Below are 14,744 nucleotides of genomic sequence, written 5' to 3' on the forward strand. Positions count from 1 at the left end.
CCGGCCGGGTCGCCGGGTGCTGGCACCACACCAGGAGGTTCTGATGCCGCACGTCCGACCAACCCGCTACTCGAGGCGACGGATCCTGTCCGCCGCCGCGGTCGGTGCAGCAATGACCGCAGTACCCACGGCAACCGCCGCGGCCGCCCGCCGGACCGCGGCGGCCGAGCTGTGCCACACCTTCGTGATCCCCGCCCTGCCCTCGGCGCGGACCACTGAGATCGAACGGACGCAGAACTCACTGAGCAACACCGAACTGCGTACCACCGGCTTCTACCTGCCCGCGGACACCGCGCTCAATGTCGTCGTCCATCAGGGCAGCCTGCTGCCGACCCTGGTCGTCGGCGCACCGGACGCGGACGCCCGCAAGGAGTTCAAGGCATCGCGTCAGTACTCGCTCCAGCTCGGCCGCAACACCATCACCGACGCCGGCGGTGGCGTGGTCTACCTGAAGCTGATCGGAGCCACCGGTCAGGCGAAGGTGAGCCTCGGTGACACGATCCAGCCGATGCCGTACTTCGTTCTCGGCCGTACGACGGAGTCGGAGTTCCAGCGCCAGTTGGACGAACGCCCCACGCCGTACGTCGAACTCGTCGCACCGCACACGCTGATCACCGTCGAACGGGCCTCGGCACTCACCTACCGCACCGAGAGCCACACCTCACTGCTGTCGACGTACGAGGAGATCGTCCGGATCGAGGACGAGGTCAGCGGGTTCGACGGGTCGTCGCCGTTGCACGTGCGGCAGGCGCATCCGTACCACTTCGTCGGCTACCCGTCGGCGATCACCGGGGTCGGTGCGTACGCGACGCACGGGCACATGTCGTTCCCGCCGCCGATCCAGGACCGGATGCTGACCGTCGCGGGGCTGCGGACCCGTGGCTGGGGGATCTACCACGAGCTCGGGCACCAGCATCAGCAGATCACGTACAAGCCGAGCTCGCTCACCGAGGTGACGGTCAACATCTACTCGTTGGCGGTCAACGCAGCCTTCGCGACGAAGTACGGGCAGCAGCCGCGGCTGCACGCGCCGGATGCGAAGACCGGGCTGACACCGTGGGAGAGCGCGCCGGGCAAGCTCCGGCAGCCCGGGGTGGACTACGGCAAGACGTTCGATCCGTACGAGAAGCTGGTGATGTTCGAGCAGCTCAGGATCGCGTTCGGCGACAACTTCTGGCCTGATCTGCACAAGCTCGTGCGAGTCGAGCGCCCGTACGCGGGTTCCTACACGGACGAAGCGTTGCGGCTGCGGAACCTGGTGGTGCTGTCGAGCCGGACCGCCGGGTACGACCTGAGTGACTTCTTCCGAGCCTGGGGAGTGCCGGTCGATGCCGAGGCGGTCGCACAGTTGGCCGAGCTCGGGTTGAGCGCGCCGCCGACCGACCCAACCACCATCCGCCAAGCACCACCGAGCTGAGCGAAAGACGAAGGCACCCACCGGGTCGAGGTGGGTGCCTTCGCCGTTCCAGGAAGCTCGGCCGGAGCGGTCAGTCGTCGAGGAAGAGTTCGATCACACAGCTGTCGACTTCGGGGGCGCGGTTCGGCAGCTTCAAAGTCAACGTGTTGTCCGGCAATCCGGTCAGGTAGGTGTGAGCGGGCGCCGCAGGATCGACGGTCACCCGCTTCACCTCCGAGGCATCGTGCAGGAACTGTGCGTACCTCACCTTGTCGCCCAACCTCGGTAGGTGGATGTGGCCCATCGGCCAGGCGAAGATGTGGAGGTACAGTCGGTTGCCGTTCTGGGTGTAGCGGCAGTCGGCAGGCGGCACGTAGGCGCTCGGACCGCACCCGCGCACCGACCGCTCGTGGAGCCGCATCCAGTCGCCGATGCCGGCGAGGACCGAGAGCGCCCGCGGTTCCCAGGCGCCGCGTCCGTTCGGGCCGACGTTGAGCAGCATGTTGCCGCCCTTCGAGACCGAGTCGACCAGCATCCGGATCAGCAGGGCCGGCGACTTCCAGTCGTGGTTGTCGCGGTGGTAGCCCCAGCTCCCGTTCAGCGTGTGGCACGCTTCCCATGGCACCTGCGTACCGTTGCCGGCAGCAACTTCGTTACCCGGCGGCTGGACCTGCTCGGGCGTGGTGAAGTCACCCTGCCCGAGACCCAGTCGATTGTTGACAAGGATGCCCGGCTGGAGCTCGCGCACCATCGCCAGCAGTTCCTCGGACCGCCACTCGTCCGGTCCTTTCGCGTTGAAGCCACGATCGGCGTACGAGAAGTCGAACCACATCACGTCGATCTGCCCATAGCCGGTGAGCAACTCACGCACCTGACCGTGCAAGTAGTCGGCGTACTTCCGAACGTCCCGGTCCGCGGTCCGGTCGATGAAGTCCACGTCGCCGCGCTGCGGATGGTAGAGGTCGACCGGGAAGTCCGGATGGTGCCAGTCGAGCAGCGAGTGATACAGCCCGATCCGGAAGCCACGCGCCCGGAACGCGTCGACCATCGGAGCGAGCAGATCCTTACCCCACGGCGTGTGCGGAGCCGAGTAGGCCGTCAGCTTCGAGTCCCAGAGGCAGAAGCCGTCGTGGTGCTTGGTCGTGATCACCAAGTACCGCATCCCGGCGTCCCACGCGTCGTCGGCCCAGCGGACCGGGTCGTACAGATCGGGCGAGAAGTGGTCGAAGTACGGCTGGTAGTCCTCGTCGGTGAGCCGTTCGTACGACTTGACCCACTCGTGCCGCGCGGCCGCCGCGTAGATCCCCCAATGGACGAACAGCCCGAACCTCGCCTCGGTCAGCCAGCTCACCGCGGGCTCGCCCCACCCAGCGCTGACTCGAACTCGGCGCGGATCTTGTCGCCGCCGTCCTTCGCCCACTTCTTCAGTGCCGCCTCGAACGCGCTGATCGGCTTGCGCCCGGCGATCACATCGTTGCGTACGTCGGACAGCGCCTGACCCAGGTCACCGCCGGACTTGTCGTTGGTCGGCGAGATCATCGCGGCCGTCGGGTCCTTCACAACCATGCCGATGAGCTTCACCAGGTCGGCATGCGCCTTGTCGACGTACGTCGGATCGGACGCGTTGAAGAGCGCCTGCGGGGGACCGGCGATGTACTTCCACGGCACGGTCAGCTCGGCTTCGCCCTTGGCGGTCTGCTTCGGGTTTCCGCTGCCGTCCCGGGTGAAGTCGACGCCCTCGACGCCGTACGTCAGCAGCAGGTTCTCGGTGCTGCCGAACGGTGCGGCGAAGAAGTTGGCGACCCCGAGCAACTCCTTGGCTCGGGCCTCGTCGGCCTTCTTCATCAGGGTGTAGGCGAACAGGATGTTGTCGGACCAGGTGTTCGCCGTGCCGCCGGCCGGCGCCATCGGCACGAAGGCCCGCGGGTCGTTGGCCGCGTCGAGCCGCTTCATGTCCTTCAGGTAGTCCGGGTACGCCGGGAAGCCGTCGTACACGAAGGCGCCCTTGCCGGCCTTGAACGCGTTCTTCCGGGCCTGGCTGTCGATCCCGTCCGAGCCCGGTACGACGACGCCGGCCTTGACCAGCCCGACGGCGAACTCGAGCGCCGCCTTGTACTCCGGGGTCTCGAAGCTGCGCACCAGCTTGCCGCCCTCGAGCCGCCAGCCGTTCGGTACGCCGAACATCTGCTGGATCATCGTGAAGAACGTGTTGCCCTTGGAGTTGACGATCGCCCACCGGCCCTGCTGCGGCCGGGTCAGGGTCTTGCAGGCGGCCTGGAACTCCTCGGCCGAGGTGGGATACCCGACGCCCGCCTGGTCGAGGTGGTGCTTGTTGTAGAAGCCGGCGCCGCCGGTGATGCTGCGCGGAATGGGCAGTCCGTACAGCTTGTCGTCGACCACACACGCCTGCCAGATGACGGCCGGGATGTTGGCCAGGTTCGGGTAGTCCTTCACCTTGTCACCGGACAGGTACGGCGTCAGGTCGGTGCACTTGGCGGCCAGGAACGCCGGCAGATTGTTGACAACCGACGGATCGGACAACAGGACCAGATCGGGCAGTTCGTTCGCGGCCAGCACGGTCTGGAACTTCGTCTCCCAGTCGCTGGCCGGAACGATGGTCAGGTCCAGGCTGCCGCCGAGCGCACGCTCGACCTCCTGCCAGGCGGCGTTCTTGTCCTTCGACGGCGGCAGCGGGTCGAAGATGTTGGTCATCACCGACACCTTGCCGCCGCTCAACGGCGGTTGCGGGACGGTCTTGACGAGGTCCTTCGGGTAGCTGCGGAAACCCGGCGGTACGCCGTCCGCGGTGCCGGCCAGATCGGGTTTCGGCCCGGCGAAGGCGACGTACGTCGGCAGTGTCAGGGACGAGGCCCGGGCGGTGCCGGCCGCCGTACTACCGTTGCTGCAGGCAACCAGCGTGGGGACGCCGGCGGCACTCATCACGGCAACACCGACGGCACTGCGCAGGAAGCTCCGGCGGCTGAGGCCGGCCGATGAGGTGGTCACGGTTTTCTCCTAACCCTTGATGGCACCGGTGAGGACGCCCTTGGTGAAGTAGCGCTGGAGGAACGGGTAGACGCAGAGGATCGGGACGAGCGCCACGACCACGACCGCCATCTGCACGGCCTGGATCGATGCGACCGCCTCGCCGGGGGACTCGGCGCCCGCGCCGACCGGCTGGCCCTGCAGGACGTAGAGCCGCAGCACGAGAGGCAGCGGCCATTTGTCCGTGTCGCTGAGGTAGAGCAGTGCGTTGAAGAACGCGTTCCAGTGGCCGACCGCGTAGAACAACGCGACCACGGCCAGCACCGCCTTGGACAGCGGCAGCACGATCCGCAGCAGGATCGCCAGGTCGCCGGCGCCGTCGATCCGGGCGCTGTCCAGCAGTTCGGCGGGGATGTTCTGGAAGAAGTTGCGCAGTACCAGGAAGTTGAAGGCACTGACCAGACCCGGCACGACCAGAGCGGCGTACGTGTCGTAGAGGCCGAGCTGTTTGACCAGCAGGAAGTTCGGGATGATGCCGGCCCCGAAGAGCATCGTGAACAGTACGGCGGTGAGCACGAACCGGCCGCCGACGATCGGCCGGCTGAGCCCGTACGCCAGGCCGATGGTGACGACCAGGTTGAGCGCCGTGCCGATCACCGTGATGCCGGCGCTGACCAGCAGCGCGTGGCTGACGACACCGCCGGCGAAGATCGTCCGGTACGCCGCCAACGTCGGCTCGGTCGGGAACAGCGGGATGATGCCGCCGCGCCGGACGATCTCCGGCTCACTCGCGAAGCTCGTCGCGACGATGTTCACGAACGGGTAGAGCACGAGCAGGCAGACGACGACGATCGCGAATACCTTCAGCGCAAGCCCGAGCCGCGAAGGCGGCTCCATCCACGGCGGCCGATTCGAGGTGGAGGACCGGGGGACGACGGACCGCGGCCGATTGGTGGTGGAGGACCGGGGCACGACGGACCGCGGCCGCTCGGGGGCGGAGGACGGGGCTACGACGGACCGCGTCCGTGACGAGGTCTTCATCTCCGGTAGATCCCTTCGTGGCCGAAGCGGTGGGCGAGTTTGTTCGCGCCGAGGATCAGCACCAGCCCGATCAGGCCTTTCACCAGGCCGACGGCGGCCGCCGGACCCCACTGGCCGTCCAGTACGCCGTGGAAGTAGACGTAGGTGTCCAGCACCTCGGCCGCGTCCGCGCCGACCGCGTCGCGTTGCAGGAGGATCTGCTCGAAGCCGACCGACAGGATGCTGCCCAGGTTGAGGATCAGCAGCAGCAAGGTGACCGGCACGATGCCCGGCAGCGTCACGTGCCACAGCCGGCGCCAGCGGTCCGCGCCGTCGATGGCGGCGGCCTCGTAGTGGTCGGTGTCGATGGTGAGCAGGGCGGCGAGGTAGATGATCGTGCCCCAGCCGGCGTCCTTCCAGATCAGCTGCAGAGTGACCAGCCACGGGAAGAACTCAGGACTCGTCATCAGGTCGACTCTGGGCAGACCTAGCTCGCCGAGCAGTTGCGGCAGCAGACCGGTGCCGCCGATCAGTTGCTGGCTGATCGAGATCAGGATGACCCAGCCGATGAAGTGCGGCAGATAGACGACGCTCTGCACGAACCGGCGGACCTTCGAGCTCAGGATGCTGTTCAGCAACAGCGCCAGGCCGATCGGGGCGGGGAAGAACAGGACCAGCTGCAGCAGGGCGAACTTCAGCGTGTTCAGCAACGCCCGGTAGAAGTCCGGCTCGGCGAACACGGCGAAGTTGCCCAGCCCGACCCACGGGCTGCCGCGGAAGCCCAGGTACGGCTGGTAGTCCTGGAAGACGATCACGTTCCCGAGCAGCGGGACGTAGTGGAAGACCACGAAGAACAGGAACCCGGGCAGCACCAGCAGCAGCATCGTGCGGTCCCGGCGCAGCCGGGCCCGCAGCCGGAGGCGAGCCGTGGCCGGCGCGCGGCCGGGAGATCGGCTGAGGCGATGCATGATCCTCCTCGGTAGTAACCGTTTGCCATCCGGATGACGACAAAACCTAGAGACGGTCTGCGCTTGATGTCAAGGCTTTCCGTCGATCAGCCTTGACCGTCGAGCGAATCGGCCTCTACGGTTTCTGTAACCGTTTACTAGGAGTGATTCGTGCCGAACCCTCAAGCTGCCCAGGACGCGCGGCTGCGCACCCTCGTGGCGATGCCGGAAGCGACCTGGGCGCAAGTCGTCACCCCGCCGGTGCGGGACCGCCTCGAGCGAGTGGCCGAACTGCTCGGCATGCGGCACGCCGTCCCGGTGCTGGACGGGTCGTTCGACGCTGTCCGGTCCGAGCTGTCCGAGGCCGAGGTCCTGCTGACGGGGTGGGGCTGCCCGCCGATCACTGCGGACGTGCTGGACGCGGCGCCGAAGCTGCGCGCGGTCGTGCATGCGGCCGGCACGATCAAGACCTTCGTCGACCCGGTCGTGTTCGAGCGCGGCATCGTCGTCTCGTCGGCGGCCGCGGCCAATGCGATCCCGGTCGCGGAGTTCGCGCTGGCCGCGATCGTGCTGGCGGGCAAGCGAGCGTTCCGCCATCGCGACTGGTACCGGACCGTCGACCGCAGCCGGCCGCTTCCGGGCGCACCGGTGATCGGCAACCTCGGTACGACGATCGGCGTACTGGGGGCGTCGCGGATCGGACGACTGGTGCTCGAGCGACTGCGTGGGCTCGATGTCGACGTACTGGTGAGTGATCCGTATCTGAGCGAGACGGAGGCGGCCGCGTTCGGTGCGACGTGGTGTGACCTGAAGACGCTGTTCGCCGCCAGCGACATCGTGAGTCTGCATGCTCCGTTGCTCCCGGAGACGCGTGGCCTGGTGTCGGCTGAACTGCTCGCCGCGATGCCCGATGGTGCCGTGCTGATCAACACCGCCCGGGGTGGGTTGATCGACCAGGCTGCGCTCGAACGGGAGTGCTCTGCGGGGCGGATCGATGCGGTGCTGGACGTCAGTGATCCTGAGCCGTTGCCGGCTGACTCGCCGTTGCTGCAGTTGCCCAACGTCTTCGTCACGCCGCACCTGGCCGGTGCCATGGGCAACGAAGTGATCCGGTTGGGCGAGGCCGCCGTGCGGGAGATCGAGCGACTCGCCGCGGGCCTCGAGCTGGCCCACGGCATCGACCGCGAAGACCTGGACCGGATCGCATGACGACCGGCGCCTCGCGGGCTCGCTGGGCCGAGCCGCCGGCCCCGGACGGTGTCGCGCCGCTCCCGGCTCGGACCACCGGGGCCAAGGCCCGTTCGCTGCGGCTGCCTCCGCCCGATCGGGTGCTGTCGTCGCGGACCGGGTACACCCGGGAGACCTGGGTCGCGGTCGCCGATCACCTGCTCGACGCGCTCACCCCGTGGTTCTCGCCGAGTGGCGCTCAGATTCGGTTGCCTGGGCGGGGGAGTTGGTCGGGGGCGGACTGTGACGGGTTGGAGGGCTTCGCCCGGTCGTTCCTGCTGGCGTCCTTTCGGATCGCGGCCACCCGAGGGGACGACCGGCTGGTCGAACGGTATGCCCGCGGTCTGGTCGCCGGGGCCGACGAGTGGCCGCGGTTGACGCCGTGTTCGCAGCAGATGGTGGAGGCCGCCGCGATCGCGGTCGGGCTGCACGAGTCGCGTGCCTGGCTGTGGGATCGGTTGGACGGACCGGAGCAGCAGAAGGTGGTCGACTGGCTGAGTGGTTTCGTCGGTTCGAAGACCTGGGACAACAACTGGCGCCTGTTCCAGGTCGTCGGCGAACAGTTCCTCGCGTCCGTCGGCGCGCCGTACTCGCAGGACGACATCGACAGCGGCCTCGACCGGATCGAGGACTGGTACGTCGGCGACGGCTGGTACTCCGACGGTGACGGCCAGAACTTCGACCACTACATCGGCTGGGCGATGCACCTCTATCCCGGTCTCTGGACGCGCATGGCCGGTACGGCGGCCGATGACCGGCTGACCGTCTATCGGGACCGGCTCCGGCGGTTCCTCGAGGACGCGGTCCACCTGGTCGGCGGCGATGGCGCACCGGTCCACCACGGCAGGTCGTTGTGCTACCGGATGGCCGCGGCAGCGCCGTACTGGATGGGGATGTTGCTGGACGCTTCACCGCTGACGCCGGGGCAGACGCGGCGGCTGTGCTCGGGCATGTTGCGTCACTTCGTCGACAACGGTGTCCCCGATGAGCGTGGGCTGTTGTCGCTCGGGTGGCACCAGCACTTCCTGCCGATGACGCAGTCGTACTCCGGACCAGGCTCGCCGTACTGGGCGTCGAAGGGGTTCCTCGGACTCTTGCTACCTGCCGAGCATCCGGTGTGGACCGACCGCGAGGCCGCCCTGCCGATCGACGAGGACGACCAGCTCCGGGCCATGCCGGCGCCGGGCTTCGTCCTGCAGGGCACTCGGCACGACGGGATCGTCCGGCTGCTCAACCACGGCAGCGACCACGCGCCGGCGGCCGAAGCGGCGGGCGTCGAGCCCCCGGCCGACCATCACTACGACCGGCTCGCGTACTCGAGCCGGACAGCGCCGGAGCTGTCGCCCGATCGGATCGACAACCACGTGGCCCTAGTCGGCGAGGGTGGAGTGACCAGTTACCGCGGTCGGATCAGGCGGATCGCGGTGGCCGGCAGGTCGGCGGCGTCCTGGTGGAATGCCTGGCTGCCGGGGCACGACGACCCCTGGCGGATCGAGGTCGCTTCAGTGGTCCACGGCCGCTTGGAAGTGCGGTGCGTCCTGGTCGACGGGCCGGGCGGAGTGATGGTGCGCCACGGCGGCTATGCGATCGCGGATCAGCGGCAGCCGCAAACAGCGAACACGGAGACGTGGGCGCAGGTCGTCCGCCCCGACCGCCTCACCTCGGTCGTCGTCGGTCTCCATGGGTACGACGAAGCCGGCGTACGACGGGACCTGGATACCAACGCGTTCGGCCCGCACTCGGCGACGCCGTTCCTGGTCCGCCGGGCGCATCCCGGCGGTCCGCTAGTGCTGGTGTCGGCGGTGGTACTGTCCGGCGACACGGTGTGGCCGGAGGCCCTGGCCGAGAGCGTCGAGGTCGAGGTGGACGGGCTGCGCTGCATCATCCGGCTGGCGGGAGGACGCGAGGAGGTGGTGATGGATGGCGGCGGAACCACCGCGGCCGCGGGCCCGACGGCGTGATCCGGACGCGGCCCGGACCATCCGGGACGTGGCCAAGCGCGCCGGCGTCTCCACGGCCACCGTCTCCAGAGTTGTCAACGGCAACTATCCGGTCGCGGCCTCGACCCGGGCCGCGGTCGAGCGGGCGATGCGGGAGCTCGGCTATGTGGTGAACGCCCACGCCCGGGCGCTGGCCGGATCGACCACCCGGGTGGTCGGCATCGTGGTGAACGAGATCGTCGACCCGTTCTTCGCCTACATCGCCCGCGGCGTGCAGGCCGAGGCCGCTGCCTCCGGGCGGCTCTGCCTGGTCTGCTCGACCCAGGGCGACGAGTCCGCCGAGCTGCGGTTCGTCGACCTGCTGCTCGAACAGCGCGCGGACGCGGTAATTCTGGTCGGCGGTGCGGTCGAGGACAAGGAGTACTTCGCCGCGGTCAGCCACCGGGCCCGTCAGCTCAGCGCGGCCGGCTCGAGCCTGGTGCTCTGCGGCCGGCCGGGCCTGTCCTCGGACACCTCGGCGTACGCGGTGGAGTACGACAACACCGGCGGCGCGGCGGCGATCACCGATCACCTGCTGAGTGCGGGCCACACCCGGATCCTGTACCTCGGCGGTCCGACCACCTTGTCCACGACGACCGCCCGGCTGCGCGGGTTCGAGCAGGCGCTCGCCGCGCGCAAGCTCCCGTTCGACCCGGCGCTGGTCCGCACCGGCGCCTTCGGCCGGCAGTGGGGGTACGAGCAGACCCTCCGGGCGCTCGACGACGGTCTCGACTTCACCGCGATCTTCGCGGCCAACGACATCGTCGCGGCCGGGGTCTACGCGGCGCTGCGGGATCGCGGGCTGTCCGTCCCGGACGACATCTCGGTGGTCGGGTACGACGACGTACCGGTGGCGACCGAGTTGCAGCCGGCCCTGACGACCGTCCGGGTGCCGCTGGAGGAGCTCGGCCGCGCGGCGGTCCGGGCCGGCCTCGCCGGGCAGGACAAGAGCGCGGACCCGTTCGCCCACCAGCAGCCGCTGGTCACCCTGGGCACGGTCGTCGTGGTCCGCGACTCCGTCGGGCCGCCACGGTCCTGACATCACTCCCTGTGGTCAGCGTTCGGTGACCGACGTGGTTCGCTCCGTGACGACACGGTCGGATATGTCCTGACCTGAACCCGCCGGTATCTCAGCGTGACAATGTGATGCTTGACATATCCAGTTGAGACACTCGAAACTCAGCACACTTTCGCGATCCGAGAGCGCTCTCCAACTCCGTCCAGTTCCAGGGAGCTCCACATGCGGCCCAGTGCCGGCCACCGCCCCATCGCGGTTCTGCTCGCCTGCGGCGCGGTCCTGCTGGCCTCCGCCTGCGGCGGCTCCGGCGATTCCGATGCCTCCGGCAACAAGGCGTACGACGGCCCGAAGATCGAGCTGACCATCGCCACCTTCAACGAGTTCGGGTACGACGACCTGTACCGCGAGTACGAGGCGCAGCACCCGAACATCAAGATCGTCGACCGCAAGGCCGCGACCGTCGACGCCCACATCAAGAACCTGGACACCAACCTGGCCGCCGGGACCGGGCTGGCCGACATCGAGGCGATGGAGGTCAGCTGGATCTACAACTACCTGGCCAGGGCGGACAAGTTCGTCGACCTGCGCGAGTACGGCGCCGACGACCTGAAGGACCGCTGGCTGGACTGGAAGGTGGCCGGCGCCACCACCCAGGACGGGAAGATCATCGGCTACGGCACCGACATCGGGCCGGAGGCGATCTGCTACCGCAAGGATCTGTTCGCCAAGGCCGGACTGCCGACCGACCGGGCCCAGGTGGCCAAGTTGTTCGAGGACTGGTCGTCGTACTTCGCCACCGGGCGGAAGTTCAAGGCGAAGGTGCCGCGTTCGGCCTGGTACGACTCCGCGGTGCTCACCTGGGAGGCGATGCGCAACCAGCTGATCCAGGCGTACTACTCCAACCAGGACCGCTACCTCGGCGCGGAGAACCCGCGGCTGAAGAAGGTCTGGGAGCAGATCGTCCAGGGCAGCGAGGACGGCCTGTCCGCGAAGCTGCCGGCCTGGAGCGACGCCTGGAACAAGGCGTTCCGCACCGACGCGTTCGCGACGATCGCCTGTCCGGGCTGGATGCTCGGCGTGATCCAGGACAACGCGGGCAGCTACGGCAAGGGCAAGTGGGACGTCGCCGACGTGTTCCCCGGCGGTGGCGGCAACTGGGGCGGCTCCTACCTGACCGTTCCGAAGCAGTCGCCGCAGCCCGAGGAAGCGGCCCGGCTGGCCGCCTGGCTGACCGCACCCGAGCAGCAGGTCAAGGTGTTCAAGAAGATCGGCTCGTTCCCGTCCACGCTCGACGCGTACGACGACCAGCAGGTGAAGAGCCAGGTCAACCAGTACTTCAACAACGCGCCGGTCGGGCAGATCTTCATCAACCGGGCCAAGAACGTCATCCTCAAGCAGCACAAGGGTCCGCGCGAGGGCGAGATCAATCAGCTCTTCACCGCCGCACTGGCCCGGGTCGACGAGGGCAAGCAGACGCCGGAGGCGGCCTGGAAGCAAGCGCTCGACCTGGCCGACAAAGCCGCCAACACGCGAAAGAAGGGCTGAGCCTCCACCCGTGATCAGCCGCGGAAGTATTACGGTGTGAAGGTCACTCAGTCGTCCGTAGGAGGACCGATGAAGGACTCTGGTTCTCCGACACTGGAGCAGGTCGCCGCGCTCGCGGGCGTGTCCCGGGCCACTGTGTCGCGGGTCGTGAACGGGTCGCCCAAAGTGCTGCCGGACACGGTGGCCGCGGTCGAGCGTGCGATCGGCCAGCTCGGCTATGTGCCCAACCGGGCGGCCCGGGCGCTGGTCACGCGCCGGACCGATTCGGTCGCGATCGTCGTACCGGAGCCGGACAGCCGGGTCTTCTCCGATCCGTTCTTCGCCGGCATCCTGCGGGGTGTCAGCATGACGCTCGCGCCGACCTCGTCGCAGCTCGTGCTGTTGATCGAGCCCGCCGAGGGTGACGACCAGCGCCTGCTGCGGTACCTGCGCGGCGGCCATGTCGACGGCGCGATCATCGTCAGCCACCACGGTCGCGACAACGTGCTGCAGGAGTTGGCGCTGTTGCCGCTGCCGATCGTGTTCAGCGCCCGGCCGCTGGATGTCGACGTACCGGTGGCGAGTGTGGACGTGGACAACGTCGCGGGTGCGCGGACCGCGGTGGAGTACCTGTTGTCGATCGGGCGGCGCAAGATCGGCACGATCGCCGGGCCGCTGGACATGACCGCCGGCCTGGACCGGTTGACCGGCTACAAGGACGTGGTGAAGGAGGCCGGCCTGGTCGAAGCCGTTGCCTTCGGCGACTTCACCGCCGACGGCGGTGAGCAGGCGGCGCTGCGGCTGTTCGACGAGTTCCCCGACCTGGACGGGCTGTTCGTGGCCAACGACCTGATGGCGACGACGGCGCTGCGGGTGCTGTCGCAGCGCCGCCGGCGGGTGCCGCAGGACGTCGCGGTGGTCGGGTTCGACGACTCGGTGATGGCGACGACCACGACGCCGAAGCTGACCACGGTGCGCCAGCCGGTCGAGAAGCTCGGCGCCCGGCTGGCCGAGATCCTGCTCGCCAAGATCGGCGGCGCCGAACTCACCAGCCCGGAGATCTACGGCACCGAGCTGATCATCCGCGACTCCGCTTGAGCCTCGATCCGTGCATCCTGGCTAAGGCGGATCGTTCTGGAACTGGAACTGCACCCGGATCGAGCTGTCCAGCGGTACGACGACAGTCGTGTTCGACGCATTCCACTGCTGCGGCACCAGGAAGAGCCGGTTCTCACCGACGACGAGCAGCCGCAGTCCGCGATAGCGGTAGTTGAAGGTCTGCCCCTCACCCGGCCGCAACGCCGTCTCCTCGAGTCCGGGTGAGCGCAGTGCCAGCTTCTCCTTGGTGTCGAGGATGACGACCGGGAACTTGTCCAGGTTCTCGGCATCCGCCTTGGCCAGACCGCGACCGGAGTACTGCGCTGTCGTCGCCGTGGCCCAGAACGCGCACGTCACGGTGACGACCACGAGCAGGCCGATCAGGGAACGTTGACCACCGACGTGCGGGCTCACCTGGCGTCGCAGGTAGGTGAGGTACGCCAGGGTCGCCGAGGCCAGACCGATCACGCCGGGCACGAACAAGGCGTAGTACGGAAGCTGTCCGATCAGGGGGAACGCGAGCAGGCCCGCGACACCGAGCAGGAGCAGAACGACGGTCGCCCGCGCTGCTCGCCGGACGCCGGTCTCGGTCGGGTGGATCGCGTTGTGCAGGAGCAGGCCGGCGACCGCGAGCAGGGTGATGACCAGCAGCGGGACCAGGAGCGGCTGGGGACTGCGCATCACGTAGTCCTGCGTACTCAGGCCGATGGTGTCGACGTCGATGCCGAAGTACTCGTACTGCGATCGCGCGGAGACGTAGCCGAAGTAGAACAGCAGGGCGCTGATCAGGGTGATCGGCGTGACGAACTTGGCCGTGAAACTCACCCAGCGCTCGATCTGGGACTGCTCGTCGGCCATCCGTCAGCCGTTCGAGGGTGTCTCGCTGGTGGGCGTCTCGAGAACGTCCGGACGGAACTTGATCTGGCTCTTGCCGAAGCCCTCGACCAGGCTCTGGCAGTCCTCGTCGGTCTCGCAGGTCGCCTCCATCGGGATGACGAGGGAGACGTCTTCGGTGCCGTTGGCCACTTGTCGCGCGCCGACGTGACAGGGTTTGAAGTCGCCGCTCTGCCACTGGACATCCGCGCAGGTCCGGACGTCGCCGGGGCAGGACCCCTGGTAGAACTCGAAGACGCCCTCGGGGGCGAGGCCGGCGGCGCCGAGGCTGATCGTCGTACCGTCCGGGATCGGGTTCTTGCCCAGCCAGTTGACCTCGGCGCAGTGTTCGACCCCGTCCTCCTCGACGTTGCCGCCGATCGGGGCGTTGGCGATCTTGATCGACGGCTTGGTCTGCTGGGTCTGCGTGGTCTCCGGAGTGGTCGGCTCCGGTGACGGTTCGCCGGTGGTCTCCGACGTGGTCGGTGCGGGTGACGGCGTACCGCCGCCGTTGGGCGTGTCCGCGCAGCCGGCCACCAGCACGGCGAACAACGCGACCGCCAAAGCCGTTCTGCTCATGACGACCACCCCCAGCTACAGAATGACGGCGGGTGGTGCCCTCGACAACGGCGGGCGGCCCGTGAGCCTGTGTCACCCTTTTGTTCACTCTCCGCTGC

The 14,744-nt window shown here is 68.2% G+C and carries 12 protein-coding genes; 6 read left to right on the plus strand and 6 right to left on the minus strand.

The window, feature by feature from the left end; translation table 11 throughout:
* The first annotated feature begins 43 nt into the window (after window positions 1-43).
* Window positions 44-1,417: a M60 family metallopeptidase gene (locus ACGFIF_RS00785; protein ID WP_393149933.1), complete on the plus strand. Its 1,374-nt coding sequence runs from the start codon at window positions 44-46 to the stop codon at window positions 1,415-1,417.
* A 70-nt stretch (window positions 1,418-1,487) separates the two neighbouring features.
* Here ACGFIF_RS00785 and ACGFIF_RS00790 read toward each other — a convergent pair whose 3' ends face one another.
* The 4 genes from ACGFIF_RS00790 to ACGFIF_RS00805 form a co-directional block, all read right to left on the minus strand.
* A complete protein-coding gene (locus ACGFIF_RS00790) occupies window positions 1,488-2,747 on the minus strand; it encodes an alpha-L-fucosidase (protein ID WP_393149935.1) in 1,260 nt (419 codons plus the stop codon).
* Window positions 2,744-4,402, minus strand: coding sequence for a hypothetical protein (locus ACGFIF_RS00795; protein WP_393149937.1), 1,659 nt, complete (start codon window positions 4,400-4,402; stop codon window positions 2,744-2,746). The genes ACGFIF_RS00790 and ACGFIF_RS00795 overlap by 4 nt, the downstream gene beginning before the upstream one ends.
* Before the next feature lie 9 nt (window positions 4,403-4,411).
* Window positions 4,412-5,278 (minus strand): carbohydrate ABC transporter permease, encoded by an 867-nt coding sequence (locus ACGFIF_RS00800; RefSeq protein ID WP_393149939.1) that lies wholly within the window; start codon window positions 5,276-5,278, stop codon window positions 4,412-4,414.
* Between the two features lie 140 nt (window positions 5,279-5,418).
* Window positions 5,419-6,369 carry an ABC transporter permease gene (locus ACGFIF_RS00805; RefSeq protein ID WP_393149941.1) on the minus strand — a complete coding sequence of 317 codons (951 nt, stop codon included), beginning with the start codon at window positions 6,367-6,369 and terminating at the stop codon, window positions 5,419-5,421.
* A gap of 150 nt (window positions 6,370-6,519) precedes the next feature.
* Here ACGFIF_RS00805 and ACGFIF_RS00810 point away from each other — a divergent pair, with 150 nt between their 5' ends.
* The 5 genes from ACGFIF_RS00810 to ACGFIF_RS00830 all read left to right on the plus strand — a co-directional run bounded on the left by ACGFIF_RS00810 (window position 6,520) and on the right by ACGFIF_RS00830 (window position 13,194).
* Window positions 6,520-7,557 carry a hydroxyacid dehydrogenase gene (locus ACGFIF_RS00810; protein ID WP_393149943.1) on the plus strand — a complete coding sequence of 346 codons (1,038 nt, stop codon included), beginning with the start codon at window positions 6,520-6,522 and terminating at the stop codon, window positions 7,555-7,557.
* On the plus strand, window positions 7,554-9,536 hold the full coding sequence (locus ACGFIF_RS00815) for a DUF2264 domain-containing protein (protein WP_393149945.1): 1,983 nt from the start codon (window positions 7,554-7,556) through the stop codon (window positions 9,534-9,536). The genes ACGFIF_RS00810 and ACGFIF_RS00815 overlap by 4 nt, the downstream gene beginning before the upstream one ends.
* Window positions 9,496-10,593 carry a LacI family DNA-binding transcriptional regulator gene (locus tag ACGFIF_RS00820; protein ID WP_393149947.1) on the plus strand — a complete coding sequence of 366 codons (1,098 nt, stop codon included), beginning with the start codon at window positions 9,496-9,498 and terminating at the stop codon, window positions 10,591-10,593. Before ACGFIF_RS00815 ends, ACGFIF_RS00820 begins: the two co-directional genes overlap by 41 nt.
* 201 nt (window positions 10,594-10,794) lie before the next feature.
* A complete protein-coding gene (locus tag ACGFIF_RS00825) occupies window positions 10,795-12,117 on the plus strand; it encodes an extracellular solute-binding protein (protein ID WP_393149949.1) in 1,323 nt (440 codons plus the stop codon).
* Window positions 12,118-12,186: 69 nt separating this feature from the next.
* On the plus strand, window positions 12,187-13,194 hold the full coding sequence (locus ACGFIF_RS00830) for a LacI family DNA-binding transcriptional regulator (protein ID WP_393149951.1): 1,008 nt from the start codon (window positions 12,187-12,189) through the stop codon (window positions 13,192-13,194).
* A gap of 21 nt (window positions 13,195-13,215) precedes the next feature.
* On the opposite strand, the gene ACGFIF_RS00835 is transcribed toward ACGFIF_RS00830, so the two are convergent.
* Window positions 13,216-14,052 carry a hypothetical protein gene (locus tag ACGFIF_RS00835; protein WP_393149953.1) on the minus strand — a complete coding sequence of 279 codons (837 nt, stop codon included), beginning with the start codon at window positions 14,050-14,052 and terminating at the stop codon, window positions 13,216-13,218.
* Window positions 14,053-14,055: 3 nt separating this feature from the next.
* Window positions 14,056-14,646, minus strand: a complete 591-nt coding sequence (locus tag ACGFIF_RS00840; RefSeq protein ID WP_393149955.1) for a hypothetical protein — start codon at window positions 14,644-14,646, stop codon at window positions 14,056-14,058.
* Window positions 14,647-14,744: the final 98 nt, after the last annotated feature.

The sequence above is a fragment of the Kribbella sp. NPDC049174 genome, from assembly GCF_043197365.1.
Lineage (GTDB): Bacteria > Actinomycetota > Actinomycetes > Propionibacteriales > Kribbellaceae > Kribbella.

Bases quoted from the DNA above. Each gene is read 5' to 3' on its own strand.
- ACGFIF_RS00825 (WP_393149949.1), top strand. From the start codon at position 10,795: ATGCGGCCCAGTGCCGGCCACCGCCCCATCGCGGTTCTGCTCGCCTGC.
- ACGFIF_RS00830 (WP_393149951.1), top strand. From the start codon at position 12,187: ATGAAGGACTCTGGTTCTCCGACACTGGAGCAGGTCGCCGCGCTCGCG.
- ACGFIF_RS00820 (WP_393149947.1), top strand. From the start codon at position 9,496: ATGGCGGCGGAACCACCGCGGCCGCGGGCCCGACGGCGTGATCCGGAC.
- ACGFIF_RS00785 (WP_393149933.1), top strand. From the start codon at position 44: ATGCCGCACGTCCGACCAACCCGCTACTCGAGGCGACGGATCCTGTCC.
- ACGFIF_RS00815 (WP_393149945.1), top strand. From the start codon at position 7,554: ATGACGACCGGCGCCTCGCGGGCTCGCTGGGCCGAGCCGCCGGCCCCG.
- ACGFIF_RS00805 (WP_393149941.1), bottom strand. From the start codon at position 6,369: ATGCATCGCCTCAGCCGATCTCCCGGCCGCGCGCCGGCCACGGCTCGC.
- ACGFIF_RS00800 (WP_393149939.1), bottom strand. From the start codon at position 5,278: ATGGAGCCGCCTTCGCGGCTCGGGCTTGCGCTGAAGGTATTCGCGATC.
- ACGFIF_RS00840 (WP_393149955.1), bottom strand. From the start codon at position 14,646: ATGAGCAGAACGGCTTTGGCGGTCGCGTTGTTCGCCGTGCTGGTGGCC.
- ACGFIF_RS00835 (WP_393149953.1), bottom strand. From the start codon at position 14,052: ATGGCCGACGAGCAGTCCCAGATCGAGCGCTGGGTGAGTTTCACGGCC.